The organism is Paraclostridium tenue (assembly GCF_039521565.1).
GTDB classification, from domain to species: Bacteria; Bacillota; Clostridia; order Peptostreptococcales; family Peptostreptococcaceae; genus Paraclostridium; species Paraclostridium tenue.
In genome coordinates this window covers 124,176-136,813 of sequence record NZ_BAAACP010000001.1, presented here as the reverse complement: position 1 = coordinate 136,813, position 12,638 = coordinate 124,176, and the positions used below count along the sequence as shown (strand labels likewise).

17 protein-coding genes are annotated in these 12,638 nt (G+C 27.4%); all 17 read right to left on the bottom strand.

The genetic code is table 11. From position 1 onward, the window contains the following. Position 1: 1 nt before the first annotated feature. The 17 genes from xseA to fabK all read right to left on the bottom strand — a co-directional run bounded on the left by xseA (position 2) and on the right by fabK (position 12,638). Complete coding sequence (xseA, locus tag ABFX13_RS00705) at positions 2–1,207, bottom strand: exodeoxyribonuclease VII large subunit (RefSeq protein ID WP_346041101.1); 1,206 nt, start codon at positions 1,205–1,207, stop codon at positions 2–4. Between the two features lie 2 nt (positions 1,208–1,209). Further along, positions 1,210–2,175 carry an O-sialoglycoprotein endopeptidase gene (locus ABFX13_RS00700; RefSeq protein ID WP_346041099.1) on the bottom strand — a complete coding sequence of 322 codons (966 nt, stop codon included), beginning with the start codon at positions 2,173–2,175 and terminating at the stop codon, positions 1,210–1,212. Continuing rightward, positions 2,156–2,662: a transcription antitermination factor NusB gene (gene nusB, locus ABFX13_RS00695; RefSeq protein ID WP_346041097.1), complete on the bottom strand. Its 507-nt coding sequence runs from the start codon at positions 2,660–2,662 to the stop codon at positions 2,156–2,158. Before nusB ends, ABFX13_RS00700 begins: the two co-directional genes overlap by 20 nt. A gap of 93 nt (positions 2,663–2,755) precedes the next feature. After that, entirely contained in the window at positions 2,756–3,103 is a 348-nt protein-coding gene (locus ABFX13_RS00690) for an Asp23/Gls24 family envelope stress response protein (protein ID WP_147545894.1), read from the bottom strand. Positions 3,104–3,205: 102 nt separating this feature from the next. Continuing rightward, a complete protein-coding gene (locus ABFX13_RS00685; RefSeq protein WP_346041095.1) occupies positions 3,206–3,841 on the bottom strand; it encodes a SpoIIIAH-like family protein in 636 nt (211 codons plus the stop codon). A 75-nt stretch (positions 3,842–3,916) separates the two neighbouring features. Then, a complete protein-coding gene (locus tag ABFX13_RS00680; RefSeq protein WP_346041093.1) occupies positions 3,917–4,465 on the bottom strand; it encodes a stage III sporulation protein AG in 549 nt (182 codons plus the stop codon). 16 nt (positions 4,466–4,481) lie between these two features. Beyond that, a complete protein-coding gene (locus tag ABFX13_RS00675) occupies positions 4,482–5,045 on the bottom strand; it encodes a stage III sporulation protein AF (RefSeq protein WP_346041091.1) in 564 nt (187 codons plus the stop codon). A 12-nt stretch (positions 5,046–5,057) separates the two neighbouring features. Beyond that, positions 5,058–6,221, bottom strand: coding sequence for a stage III sporulation protein AE (gene spoIIIAE / locus ABFX13_RS00670; protein ID WP_346041089.1), 1,164 nt, complete (start codon positions 6,219–6,221; stop codon positions 5,058–5,060). 14 nt (positions 6,222–6,235) lie between these two features. Beyond that, positions 6,236–6,613, bottom strand: coding sequence for a stage III sporulation protein AD (gene spoIIIAD / locus ABFX13_RS00665; protein ID WP_243207825.1), 378 nt, complete (start codon positions 6,611–6,613; stop codon positions 6,236–6,238). A 21-nt stretch (positions 6,614–6,634) separates the two neighbouring features. Then, on the bottom strand, positions 6,635–6,832 hold the full coding sequence (spoIIIAC, locus tag ABFX13_RS00660; RefSeq protein ID WP_021122904.1) for a stage III sporulation protein AC: 198 nt from the start codon (positions 6,830–6,832) through the stop codon (positions 6,635–6,637). A 10-nt stretch (positions 6,833–6,842) separates the two neighbouring features. Next, on the bottom strand, positions 6,843–7,364 hold the full coding sequence (locus tag ABFX13_RS00655; RefSeq protein ID WP_270646497.1) for a stage III sporulation protein AB: 522 nt from the start codon (positions 7,362–7,364) through the stop codon (positions 6,843–6,845). Then, a complete protein-coding gene (spoIIIAA, locus tag ABFX13_RS00650) occupies positions 7,354–8,322 on the bottom strand; it encodes a stage III sporulation protein AA (protein WP_346041086.1) in 969 nt (322 codons plus the stop codon). The genes ABFX13_RS00655 and spoIIIAA overlap by 11 nt, the downstream gene beginning before the upstream one ends. Positions 8,323–8,473: 151 nt before the next feature. After that, complete coding sequence (gene fabF, locus ABFX13_RS00645) at positions 8,474–9,712, bottom strand: beta-ketoacyl-ACP synthase II (protein ID WP_346041084.1); 1,239 nt, start codon at positions 9,710–9,712, stop codon at positions 8,474–8,476. A 13-nt stretch (positions 9,713–9,725) separates the two neighbouring features. Then, positions 9,726–9,950, bottom strand: a complete 225-nt coding sequence (acpP, locus tag ABFX13_RS00640) for an acyl carrier protein (protein ID WP_346041082.1) — start codon at positions 9,948–9,950, stop codon at positions 9,726–9,728. 45 nt (positions 9,951–9,995) lie between these two features. Then, on the bottom strand, positions 9,996–10,745 hold the full coding sequence (fabG, locus tag ABFX13_RS00635; RefSeq protein ID WP_346041080.1) for a 3-oxoacyl-[acyl-carrier-protein] reductase: 750 nt from the start codon (positions 10,743–10,745) through the stop codon (positions 9,996–9,998). Next, positions 10,745–11,695, bottom strand: coding sequence for an ACP S-malonyltransferase (fabD, locus tag ABFX13_RS00630; RefSeq protein ID WP_346041078.1), 951 nt, complete (start codon positions 11,693–11,695; stop codon positions 10,745–10,747). Before fabD ends, fabG begins: the two co-directional genes overlap by 1 nt. Further along, on the bottom strand, positions 11,688–12,638 hold the full coding sequence (gene fabK, locus ABFX13_RS00625; RefSeq protein WP_346041075.1) for an enoyl-[acyl-carrier-protein] reductase FabK: 951 nt from the start codon (positions 12,636–12,638) through the stop codon (positions 11,688–11,690). Before fabK ends, fabD begins: the two co-directional genes overlap by 8 nt.

Sequence of the window (12,638 nt, the reverse complement as noted above, 5' to 3'; positions counted from 1 at the left end):
TTTATACCTCTTTAAATTTTATTTTTTCTACAATACAATCTACTTTTCCGTCTCTTAAAGTTATTTCTATTAAATCTCTTTTGTCTAATTCCCCTACACTCTTTATCAATCTTTCATTTTTTTGTAAAATACTATATCCTCTATCTAAAGTTGATAATGGACTTAAACTATTAAGTACCGTAGCATTAGTATTTAAATCTTTTTTTCTTAAATTTATTGTATCTTTAATCTTATTAGTTATTTTATCATATATTATATCTATTTGTATAATTTTATCTCTTATTATATAAGAACCAACAATTGTATTTATCTTATCAAAAGTACTATTTAATTTATTTTTATCTAATTTTGATTGATTTACAATCGAATTATCCATTCTATGTTTTATATTTTCTAATTTAAATAGCAATTCATCTAACTTTGGAGTTGCTATTTCTGCTGCTGCAGATGGTGTTGGAGCTCTCATGTCTGCAACAAAATCAGCTATTGTAAAGTCAGTTTCATGTCCAACTGCTGAAATTATAGGTATCTTAGAGTTGAAAATTTCCCTAGCTACTATTTCTTCATTAAAAGACCACAATTCTTCTATAGAACCTCCGCCTCTTCCAATTATTATTGTATCTACATTATTAGCATTATTAAAAAATTTAATTCCTTCACATATCTCTATTGATGATTTTTTTCCTTGAACAGCAACAGGATACAATTTTATATTAACTTTAGGATATCTGCGTTTTATTACATTTATTATGTCCTTAATTACAGCTCCAGTATCAGATGTAACTACTCCTATATTTTTAGGAATGCTTGGTATAGGCTTTTTATATTTAATATCAAATAAACCTCCTTTGCTTAATTTTTCTTTTAACTTATTAAACTCTAAATATAAATTTCCTAATCCATCAATTTCTATGGAGTCTATATATAATTGATATGAACCATCTTTTTCATAAACAGATATATATCCATTAGCAATTACTTTAATTCCATCTTCTAATCCTAGACTTTCATCGTAATTATTTTTAAATATTACACAATTTATTTTAGATGAACTATCTTTTAACGTTAAATATACATTCTTACTACTATGAATTTTAAAGTTTGAAATTTCACCTTTTACTTTTAGGTTAAATAAAATAGCATCATTACTTAAGATTCTTTTTATATATGAATTAACTTCACTGACATCTAAAGCTCTTAATTTCATCTCTATTCTCCTATAAATTTATTTAATCCTATCTTAGCACATCCAACTGCATTATCAGTACTATACTCACTTTCTGTAAAATAACATTTTATTTTATCTTTATATAACTTTTCATTTAGATTCTTTTTTATATATTTACTAGATGCTACACCACCTGCAAATACTACTTCATTTATATTATATTTATAACATACATATTTAAGTGATTTATATAAATTTCTAACTATTGAGTCCATTAATAACTTTGATAAATATATTTCATCATACTCTTTTGTATATTTATTTACCTGATTTTCAATTCCAGATAAATTCATATATCCATCTTTTACAGATGTTTTAAGACCTACTTTTATATTTTCTTTACAATCTAAAGCATTTTCATCTATATTTTTTCCACATGGAAAATCATATCCTAACTTAACACCAAGTCTATCAATAAGCTGGCCAAAACTTATATCTTTACTACCTCCTACTATTTCTATTTTTAAATCATTTTTAACATTTTCAACTAATAGTATTTCGGTTGTTCCTCCTGACATATGAACAGATATAAATTTATTATTCTTTAACTCATTAGTATGTAAACTAGCATATATATGATTTTCTTGATGTGTTGTTTTGTATAGACTTATATTGTTCATACTACTAAATAGCTTTGCAAAGTTATATCCCACTGTAAATGCAGGCATATATGATTCTTTAACTGGTCGTGGTTTTTCTGATGCACATATAGCAACTACATTATATTCAGTCATTAATTTTTCTATTTTCTCACTTAAACTACCTAAATTATTCACATGTTGAAATACCATTTCACTTTGTCTAAGACCCTTACATTCTTTACCTACCTTTAGCATTATCTTTTTATTAAATACTATATTCTTATCTAAAGATATAGCTGCTATAGAAGTCGTATAGCAGCTAGTATCTATTCCTATTATTATATTTTTATTTTTGTGAAGATTCACTTGCTATACTTCCTAATATACCATTTATAAATTTAGGAGATTTATCATCACAGTAAAGTTTAGATATCTCTATTGCTTCGTTTATAGAAACTTTAGTAGGTACATTTGAAACATATAGTATTTCACATACTGCAAGTCTAAGTATAGCTAAATCTGCTTTAGCCATTCTATTTATAGTCCAATTTTTAGCATATTTGTTTATTAATTCATCTATATGTTCTTTATGTTCTTTTATATTTTGAGCTACTTCATTGGCATAATTTATATCTATTATTTCATCTAACTTAGTTTCACTTAATTCAACATTAGCTTCATCTGAAAATTGTAATTTTAATTCCTCATATCTGTTCTTTATATATTCAAAGTTATTATTTAAAAAATCATCTAATTTAGAGTTTATATCTTCTAAATCCTCTTTATTTATGTCTATTTGGTATATAAATTTCATCATATACTCTCTCGTTGTTATCATCTTTGCTTTTTTCATTTGCTGCTTCCTCCTTTGAATTTATTATATACATATTTAGTCATAAAAAAACCCTCTGATTTTCAGAGGGTCATATTAACTTATAGTAGATGCTTACTTTGTTTCTGTCTTTTCAACTTTTTCTTTTTTAAAGTTGATTCCTTGAACATGTATATTAACTTGAGAAACTTTTAATCCAGTCATTGTTTCAACTGTGTTTTTTACATTTTCTTGTACTTTAAAAGCTATATCAGGTATAGATATTCCATAATCAATTATTATCATTACATCTAAGATAACTTCATCTTCCTCTATTTGTATCTTAACTCCATTGTTCTTTAGTAATTTATCTGTGAAAGTCGATGTAGTTTCTACTCCTTCTACTTCTATAGCTGCAAGTCCTGCTATAGTCGCGATGACATCATTTGATATCTTAACTTGACCAAAGTTATTATTTTCCATCATATATCACATCCCTATATTAACTATTTTATTATATAATAATACCAAATAGTAATTTACTTTGCAACAAAAAACGCCCCAGTATAGCTGAGGCTTTTATACTTATTTTAATTTATTATTCATAAGTTTAATATTTTCATGCTTTACGTTTGATTCATTCACTACTAAATCAAATATTTTAGTCGCATCTTGCTTATTTAATTTCTCTTCATTAACAACTACATTAACAGTATCATTACTTATGTAAACTAATGAATTTGAAAATCCTTTAGCCCCTAATAAATCTTCTATCTTAAGTTCCATCTCTTGGTCTTTAACAAGTTGTAATTTCATATTTGATGCTTGTTTTCTTGTTTCTTCTGCTGTAGAAGGATTATTTATTATTTCATTTAAATCTTCTGTTAATTCATTTCTTTGTTTTTCTCTATTCATTTTCATATCAACTGCATATGATGCCTTTTTCATATTTTTCTCAGAAGTTATTTGAGTTTTTATTTTATTACTAGTTTCTTTTGCTTTTTCATTAACTACAGTTTCTTTACTATCTACTACTTTAGCTTCTTTTTTATCATTATTTTTTGCAAGTTGTTGGTTTTCATACATTTCCATTTCTTTAGATGCCTGTAAAACCGACTTCTTACTTAAATTATAGTTTACTGTTCCAACTACTACTAACATTAATGTTAACGTCATTACAACAAACCCTCTGCTTCTAAATACATTCTTATTAAACTTCATTTGTATTCCCCCTAATTAAAATTTATTTTCTTGTAATATTTATATGTACGAGCTTTACTATTATGATTATTTTTTTTATTTTGAGTAAATTTGTACTTGATGACCTGAAATTTGAAGTGCTGTTTGTACTGCAGAGTATAATTTTTCTTTTACAACTGGATCATTTGCTCCACTTGAAACTACTAAAACTCCCTTTATCTCTGGTTCTGACGTTTTTAATACTACTGGTTTATTTTCACTTGATGTTATCATAGTTTTATTTTCACTTGATGTTGTAACAGTCCTTTCTCCACCTTGAGAATCTTTTTCTGTCGTTTCTTCTTTTGTAGAATTTGAGTTAAATGCTGGTTCTATTTGTTCACCTGATTTAAATGTTATCATTGCTTTAACTTCTCCTGCTCCTTCTATTTGAGATAATATATTTTCTAGCTTACTTTCTAAATCATCATCTTCCTTAGTTTGAGTTTCCTTAATTTTTGTATTTTCACTTTCAATTAACTTACCTTTATTGTTTTCTACTTCAAAACCCTTAGAAAAAATAACTAAACCCATAATACATACAAATGATAAAGCAGCTAAACTATATATCTTTTTCTTATCTTCTTCTTTAAAATTTTTAAACATATCTACTCAACTCCCATTAATCAATTTCTATGCTTTCAATTGATATATCAAGTATATCTACTAAATCTTTTTTTATTTTTTCATCTTTACTATCTGAATTATAATCTGAATTTTCTTTAAATACTTGCTTGTCCTTTTCACTTCTGTTAAATTCTATGTCTTTATTTTCATTTTTATTACTATTATCTTTTACTTTTATTTTACTTATATCCGATCCATCAAATTGTATATCTTCTAATTCATATCCAGATCCCTCTAGTTTAAGCTTTAATACGCTCTTTAATCCATCTTCATATCCTGATTTTATACTTGTATTACCTATATTTTTTGATAAATTGTTCATACTCTCTATATAATCTTGATTATATTTTGTATATGTTTTTAATAGTCTCTCTTCAAGACTTATATTTTCTGAAAAAAAGTCTATTACAGGACTTATAACTATAAATATGAATATAAAATTTAAAACTAAATTTATATATGATTTAATTTTTGAAGAAGGCAAAACCATATTAACTATATTTACTATAAATGCAGCTATTAAAATACTTACTATCCAAGTTTTAACACTTTCTAACATTTTTCCCTCCTTTTACTGAGCTACAACACTAATAGATATTACTATTGCAATTGTAACGAAAAACATTATTGTTATAGCGATTATACATGCTAACATTATCCCCATAAGATTAGAAACTTCATTTAAAAAATTTGATATACTCTCTTCTCCAACTGGCTCTACAACCATAGCCGATGTTTTATAAACTAAAATTATAGAAACTATCTTTATTATAGGTATTAGGCATATTCCTACTAATATAATTAACCCTACGCCTCCAAATAAATTTTTTATCAATTGAGATGAAGATAAAATTATATCAAATGAATCTGATACAAATCCACCCACAACAGGTATAAAGTTTCCTATCGCAAATTTAGTACTTTTTACTGCAAATCCATCCAAACTTTTTACATACATGCCTTGCATAGAAACAAGAGCAAGATATATAGTAAATACCGCACCTATAGTTATTAAATTTATTTGCTTTATAAAAGATGATAATTTTTTTAATTTTATACTTTTTGATATATTATTTATAACTAATATTGAGAATCCTATAGTTATAGATATAAAAAGAAAATTTTTAAATATAATATTTATAAAAGTTACACCTCCCATAAATATAGGAGTCATAACTGTAGATGTCATTGGAAATCCCATAACTACTAAAAATGTAATTAGTATCGGCATTACAATCTGCATTAAATTTATCATGCTATTAATAGTTGTGCTACATATATTTAAAACATCTTTAAATCCTATTAGCATTAAAGTTACCATGACAATAAACACTATATATGTTGTGATCTGACTTATTGATCCTGATGAAAATGAATTATCTAAACTTTTTAATATAGATGATAAAAGTGCTAAAACAAATATTATTGAAGCTACTTTTAAACTTGATTGAAGTTCATCAAATAAAACTAACTTGATTCCTTCTTTATCAATTAAATCTAACATTGTCTTTTTACCCGATATTAAGTCTTTTATAAAAGTCTTTATATCTACATCTTCTATTAAACTTTCTTCTTTAATATGCTTTTGTATATCTTCTAAATTTATTTTACTTATCTGATCATTTATATATGATTCTACACTTTCTTTAGCTTCTTTTTCATTTGCAAATGATATATTGGCAAATGTAACTCCAATTAGTATACAAATTATTATACTAGCCAAAATTTTTTTCATAAGTAATCATTCTCCTATGGAATTATATTTAAAATCATATCTATAATAGATATCAAAATAGGGAATGACATCGTCATAACTATAATTTTCCCTCCAAATTCAAGCTTGGTTGCAATATTTCCTTCCCCACAATCTTTGCATATTTGAATAGCAAATTCCATTAAATATGCTATTCCAATAAGCTTTATTATTAAAGATATATACATAGTAGGTATATTTGCCTTATCAGCTAATTCATTTATACTTTCAATTATAAAATTGAACTTATATGTTACTGACAACAAAATCATTATTCCTGTTAATATACCTATAAACATTGCCATTTCTGGCCTGTCTTTTTTTATAATCAAACAAAGTATAGTAGATATAAGGGCAAGACCTACTAATTTCATTACATCCAAAAAATCTCCTCCTTAATACAATTGAAACATAGTTCTTACTGCATTAAATAAATCATTAATCTCTGTTATAACCATTGTAAGGACTATTATTACCCCTGCAAGTGTAGTTAAAGTAGTCCAATCTTTTCTATCTGTTTTTTCAAGCACCATATTAAGTACAGATATTAACAACCCAATACCTGCTACTTTAAATATCAAAGTTATATCCATATTACTCCTCCTAAATTAGAAAAATTCCTATAACTAGCCCAATTATAGTTGATAATTTTTTATATACTACTCCTTTTTTATTTATATCTTCTTTACATTCTGACGTTAACTTTTTAAGGTTTTCAATAGATAAATCAATCATCCTTTCTTGAGAATATATATCTCCTCTTCCAAGTGACAATATTAATTTTTTTAATTCATCTAGTTCCTTTTCTTGAAGATACGTTTCTTTTTCCATATAACAAAAATTATTTTCTAGTATCTTTTCTAGTGTGATATTATTTTCATACTTTAAATCTTCGCTCATATTTTTAAAAAATTTACTAGTTGTAAATTCTTTATTTTCTCCTACTCTAAAAAATATTTCTTCCAAGGTGTATAATCCAAATGATAAGTCCATTCTCATTACTTCTAAAATCCTTATAAGTTCACTTATCTGCTTATGTCTTTTTACATATGCTTTATATATGTATTCGCCTATCAAATAGCTACAAGCTACTAATATCCCAATCATAACTATTTTAATTTGCAAAATACCACCTCTTCTCTTCTAGGTCATATACTTTTTCTACAGTGCCAGGTCCATTTCTTGCGGATAAAATTATTACTTTTTTAAATAATTCTTTATCCAACAACTTACTCAATTCATTTCTTTCTTTTATATCCTCTATAGAATCACCATGTACAGTTGTTATTAAACTAACCCCTCCATTTAATGCTGTATAAAGAGCTTTTATCTCTTTTTCGCTACCTATCTCATCTGTAACTATTACGTTTGGCGACATTGCTCTTAGAAGCATCGTAATCCCTATATCTTTAGGACAAGTTTCAATAACATCAGTTCTTATTCCTACATCCATTTGAGGAACTCCTAAATAAGATCCCGATATCTCATTTCTTTCATCTATTAATGCTACTTTTATTCCTTCAAATCCTCTATCTTTATTCCCATTACTTAAATTTCTAACTATATCTCTAAGTAAAGTTGTTTTACCACATTGTGGTGGTGATATTATCAAGGTATTGTTTACTTCCTTAAAATTTTTTATTATATGCCCTAAAATTTTCTCAGAACAATTTTTTACTTCTCTAGAAACCCTTATATTTAAAGATGATATATGCTTAATATTTTTTACATTACCATCTTCTATAATTACTTTTCCTACTATTCCAACTCTATGACCTCCCTTTAAGGTTATAAACCCTTTTTTTATATCATCAATAAAAGAATGTATTGAATATTTACACATAAGTTGAAAAGTCTGTTCTATATCTTCCTTTGTAACTATGTATGGATTTAAATTTCTAGTATCTAAATTTTTAATTGATTTATTGTAAAAATAATCTTTACTATTGGAATTTACTATTAGTGGCTTTTGTACTCTAAGCCTTATTTCTTCTATATTTATATCATTATCTTGTATATTAATTATCTTTTCTCTTAAACTAGGTGATACTGAATTTAAAATTTCATCTGAAAGTTTTTTCATAATCCTTGTCCTCCTTTGTTTATATAATTATATTTTCACGCAAAGCTATATATGCCAAAATGTTTAAAATTTATTTATAAAAATATTTATCTTAATTTATTTATTAAAACTAAAAAAACCTTAGCTAACTTTCATTAGCTAAGGTTTTTTATTAATCGTATTTTTTAAATGCTAGCGTTGCATTATGTCCTCCAAATCCTAATGAATTTGATAAAGCATACCTAACATTTTTTTCTCTACCTTTATTTATAACATAATCTAAATCTAATTCTTCATCTACATTTTCTACATTTATAGTAGGTGGAGCATATCCATCATATATAGACATTGCACATACAATAGCTTCTATCGCTCCTGCAGCTCCTAGTAAGTGCCCTGTCATAGATTTTGTAGATGATACACATAAGTCATATGCGTGTGCTTTAAATACATCTTTTATAGCCATAGTCTCAAACTTGTCATTATAATAAGTAGATGTTCCATGTGCATTTATATAATCCACTTCACTAAGAGGTATATTTCCATCCTTTATTGCCATATTTATTGCTCTAGATGCACCTTCACCATTTTCTGCTGGAGTTGTCATATGGTGTGCATCTGCTGTTAAGCCATATCCAACTACTTCAGCATAGATTTTAGCCCCTCTTTTTAAAGCATGTTCTAATTCTTCTAATATAACTATTCCTGCTCCTTCTCCCATTACAAATCCATCTCTGTCTTTGTCAAATGGTCTAGATGCAGTTTCAGGACTATCATTTCTAGTAGACATGGCTTTCATATTACAAAACCCCGCAAATGAAAGTGGAGTAATTCCAGCTTCACTACCTCCTGCAACCATAATAGTTGCATCTCCTCTTTGCACTATTTTAAATGCATCTCCTATAGCGTGCGAGCCAGATGCGCAAGCTGTTGATACATTAGTATTTGGACCTTTTGCTCCTAACATAATAGATACTTGACCTGTAGCCATATTAGATATCATCATAGGAACAAAAAATGGACTAACCCTTTTATTCCCTTTTTCTAATAGTATTTTGTGTTGTTCTTCTATAGTCTCAACTCCACCTATACCAGATCCTATTATAACACCTACTTTTTCTCTATCTAACAAGTCAAAATCAAGATTTGCATCTTTCACTGCCAAAGATGCAGATGCTATAGCAAAATGAGTAAATCTATCCATTCTCTTTGATTCTTTTTTATTCATATAATCTTCTGGATTAAAATCTTTAACTTCTCCTGCTATTTGAGTTTGAAATGAAGATGAATCAAATCTTGTTATTTTATCTATGCCACAAATACCATTTTTTATGTTGGTCCAAAATTCATCTTTACCTGTACCAACTGGAGTCACACATCCTAAGCCTGTTATAACAACTCTCTTTCTCATAACGTAACCTCCACTATTTGTTAGCTTCTATGTATCTTACTATATCTCCTATACATACAAATTTTTCTGCTTCTGTATCTGGGATTTCTATTGAAAATTCATCTTCAAGTGCCATCATTATTTCAACTGCATCTAATGAGTCTGCTTCTAAATCTTTCATTAATGAAGTCTCCATATTTATCTCTTTATCATCTATCCCTAATTGATCCTTTATTATTTCTACAACTTTTTCAAACATAATTAAATCCTCCTAAATTTTTTATTTTATTATATTTTAAAATGTTTACTGCATTACCATTCCACCATCTACATTTATAACCTGACCTGTTATATAACTTGCCATATCACTAGCTAAAAATAAAACTAAATTAGCTACATCTTCAGCTTCTCCAAATCTATTTTGCGGAATATTTTTTAGCATTTGTTCTTTTAGATTTTCATTTAAAATACTAGTCATATCTGTATCTATAAAGCCTGGAGCTATTGCATTTACATTTATATTTCTCGAAGCAAGTTCTCTTGCACTTGATTTTGTAAGCCCAATAACCCCAGCTTTAGATGCACAATAATTAACTTGACCTATATTTCCAGTAATCCCTACTACAGATGATATATTTATTATCTTTCCATATCTTTTTTTCATCATATACTTACATACTAATTTAGTACAATTGAAAACTCCTTTTAAATTTATATCTATAACTTTATCAAAGTCTTCCTCTTTCATTCTGATTAAAAGCCCATCTTTAGTTACACCTGCATTGTTCACTAATATATCAATTTTACCAAACTCATTAATTGCAGTTTCAATCATATTTTCAACATCACTATTTTTAGATACATCACATTTAATAAGTACACATTTAACACCATATTCTTTTATTTCTTCTTTAACCTTTAGGGCATCATTTTCATTTGATGTATAATTAATTATTATATTTGCCTTATGTAATGCTAGTTTTTTAGCTATAGCTTTACCTATACCCCTTGAACCTCCAGTTATCAAACAAACTTTACCGTCTAAGTTAACCATTACACTTCACCTCTTTTGTAAGAATCTATAAATATATTCATAGATTCTGAATCTTCTATATTGTAAACATTTACATTAATTTTTTTCTTACTAGATATTTTCTTTATAAATCCCTTTAACGTTTTCCCCGGTCCTATCTCTATGAATGTATCAAATCCTTCATCTATTAGTTTTTCTATTGAATCTTCCCATAAAACAGATGAACTAACCTGATTAACCAATAACTCTTTATAATTTTCTGTATAGTAGTCTGCATTTACATTTGAAACTACAGAAACCTTACATTTCCTTAAATTAATATTATCTAACTCTTTTTTAAGTTTATATCCTGCTAGCTTTAACATAGATGAGTGAAATGGTGCACTTACATTTAATAAAATTGCTTTTTTAGCTCCATTTTCTTTAAATAAATTAATACTATCTTTAACTGTATCAATTTCTCCAGATATGACAATTTGACCTGGTGAGTTGTAATTTGCAACTTCTATTACTCCGTTATTTATTTCATTTATAACCTTATTTACTTTATCCCTATCTAACCCTAATATAGCTGCCATGCTTCCTTTTCCTATAGGCACACTTTCTTGCATATACTTTCCCCTTTTTTTTACTATGGACACAGCATCTTTAAAATCCATTGCATCTGCAGCTACTAATGCACTATATTCACCTAAAGAAAGTCCTAAGCATGCATCATATCTTAAGTCGATTTTATTCTTTAGACTTTCAAATAATGCTATACTATGTGTTACTATAGCAGGCTGAGTATTTTCTGTTTTAGATAACTCTTCATCACTACCTTCAAACATTATTTTCTTTAATTGTATACCTATTGAGTCTTGTGCCTCATCAATTACTTTTCTCGCTATATCATCACTATTGTATATGTCATTTGCCATTCCTACATATTGAGCACCTTGCCCTGGAAAAACTAATGCAATTTTACCCATGTGATACCTCCAAGTCTATATTTATATTAGATATTACAGATTTAGCATCTTTTATCATATCTTCAATTATTTGTTTACAAGGTTTTATATCATTTATATATGATGCTATCTGACCTGCCATAAAAGACCCATAATCTAAATCACCATCTATAGCTGCAGCTCTTAATGACCCTATTCCTTTTTTATCTATTTCTAAAATATTAGTCCCTTCTTTTTCCATATTTAATATATCTTTAGCTAACTTATTTTTTAATGTTCTTACTGGATGACCAGTACTTCTCCCAGTTACTATTGCATCCCTATCCTTAGATTTTAAAATAAATTTTTTATAATTTTCATGAACTATACATTCATCACTACATATAAATCTAGTTCCTACCTGAACTCCACTAGCTCCTAAACACAATGCTGCTGCTAGTCCTTTACCATTAGCTATTCCTCCAGCTGCAATAACAGGTATGTTAACGTTATCTGCAACTTGAGGAGTTAAGACCATAGTTGTTAATTCTCCTATGTGACCTCCTGCTTCTGTACCTTCAACTATAATCGCATCTGCTCCATACTTTTCCATTCTCTTTGCTAATGCTATTGTTGGTACTACAGGTATAACTTTAATATTTACTTCTTTCAATCTATCCATGTATTTTGCTGGATTTCCAGCTCCTGTTGTTATAACTTCTATTTTCTCTTCTATTACTAAATCAATTATTTCATCTACAAACGGAGAAAGTAACATTACGTTAACTCCAAATGGCTTATCTGTTAGCTCTCTACATTTTATTATTTGTTTTTTTACAATATCCTTTGGAGCATTTCCTGCAGCTATAATTCCTAATCCACCTGCATTTGAAACTCCAGCTGCCAACTCTGCAGTTGCTACCCAAGCCATTCCACCTTGAATTATTGGATACTTTATATTTAAAATCTCACATAATTTATTCAT

Excerpts from the sequence above, each read along its gene's own strand:
- ABFX13_RS00675 (WP_346041091.1), bottom strand. The coding sequence starts at position 5,045 with ATGTTAGAAAGTGTTAAAACTTGGATAGTAAGTATTTTAATAGCTGCA.
- ABFX13_RS00680 (WP_346041093.1), bottom strand. The coding sequence starts at position 4,465 with ATGTTTAAAAATTTTAAAGAAGAAGATAAGAAAAAGATATATAGTTTA.
- xseA (WP_346041101.1), bottom strand. The coding sequence starts at position 1,207 with ATGAAATTAAGAGCTTTAGATGTCAGTGAAGTTAATTCATATATAAAA.
- fabF (WP_346041084.1), bottom strand. The coding sequence starts at position 9,712 with ATGAGAAAGAGAGTTGTTATAACAGGCTTAGGATGTGTGACTCCAGTT.
- nusB (WP_346041097.1), bottom strand. The coding sequence starts at position 2,662 with ATGAAAAAAGCAAAGATGATAACAACGAGAGAGTATATGATGAAATTT.
- ABFX13_RS00685 (WP_346041095.1), bottom strand. The coding sequence starts at position 3,841 with ATGAAGTTTAATAAGAATGTATTTAGAAGCAGAGGGTTTGTTGTAATG.
- acpP (WP_346041082.1), bottom strand. The coding sequence starts at position 9,950 with ATGTTTGAAAAAGTTGTAGAAATAATAAAGGATCAATTAGGGATAGAT.
- fabK (WP_346041075.1), bottom strand. The coding sequence starts at position 12,638 with ATGAATAAATTATGTGAGATTTTAAATATAAAGTATCCAATAATTCAA.
- spoIIIAC (WP_021122904.1), bottom strand. The coding sequence starts at position 6,832 with ATGGATATAACTTTGATATTTAAAGTAGCAGGTATTGGGTTGTTAATA.
- ABFX13_RS00690 (WP_147545894.1), bottom strand. The coding sequence starts at position 3,103 with ATGGAAAATAATAACTTTGGTCAAGTTAAGATATCAAATGATGTCATC.
- spoIIIAA (WP_346041086.1), bottom strand. The coding sequence starts at position 8,322 with ATGAAAAAACTTTCAGATGAAATTTTAAATTCAGTATCACCTAGTTTA.
- fabG (WP_346041080.1), bottom strand. The coding sequence starts at position 10,745 with ATGGTTAACTTAGACGGTAAAGTTTGTTTGATAACTGGAGGTTCAAGG.
- spoIIIAE (WP_346041089.1), bottom strand. The coding sequence starts at position 6,221 with ATGAAAAAAATTTTGGCTAGTATAATAATTTGTATACTAATTGGAGTT.
- spoIIIAD (WP_243207825.1), bottom strand. The coding sequence starts at position 6,613 with ATGAAATTAGTAGGTCTTGCCCTTATATCTACTATACTTTGTTTGATT.
- fabD (WP_346041078.1), bottom strand. The coding sequence starts at position 11,695 with ATGGGTAAAATTGCATTAGTTTTTCCAGGGCAAGGTGCTCAATATGTA.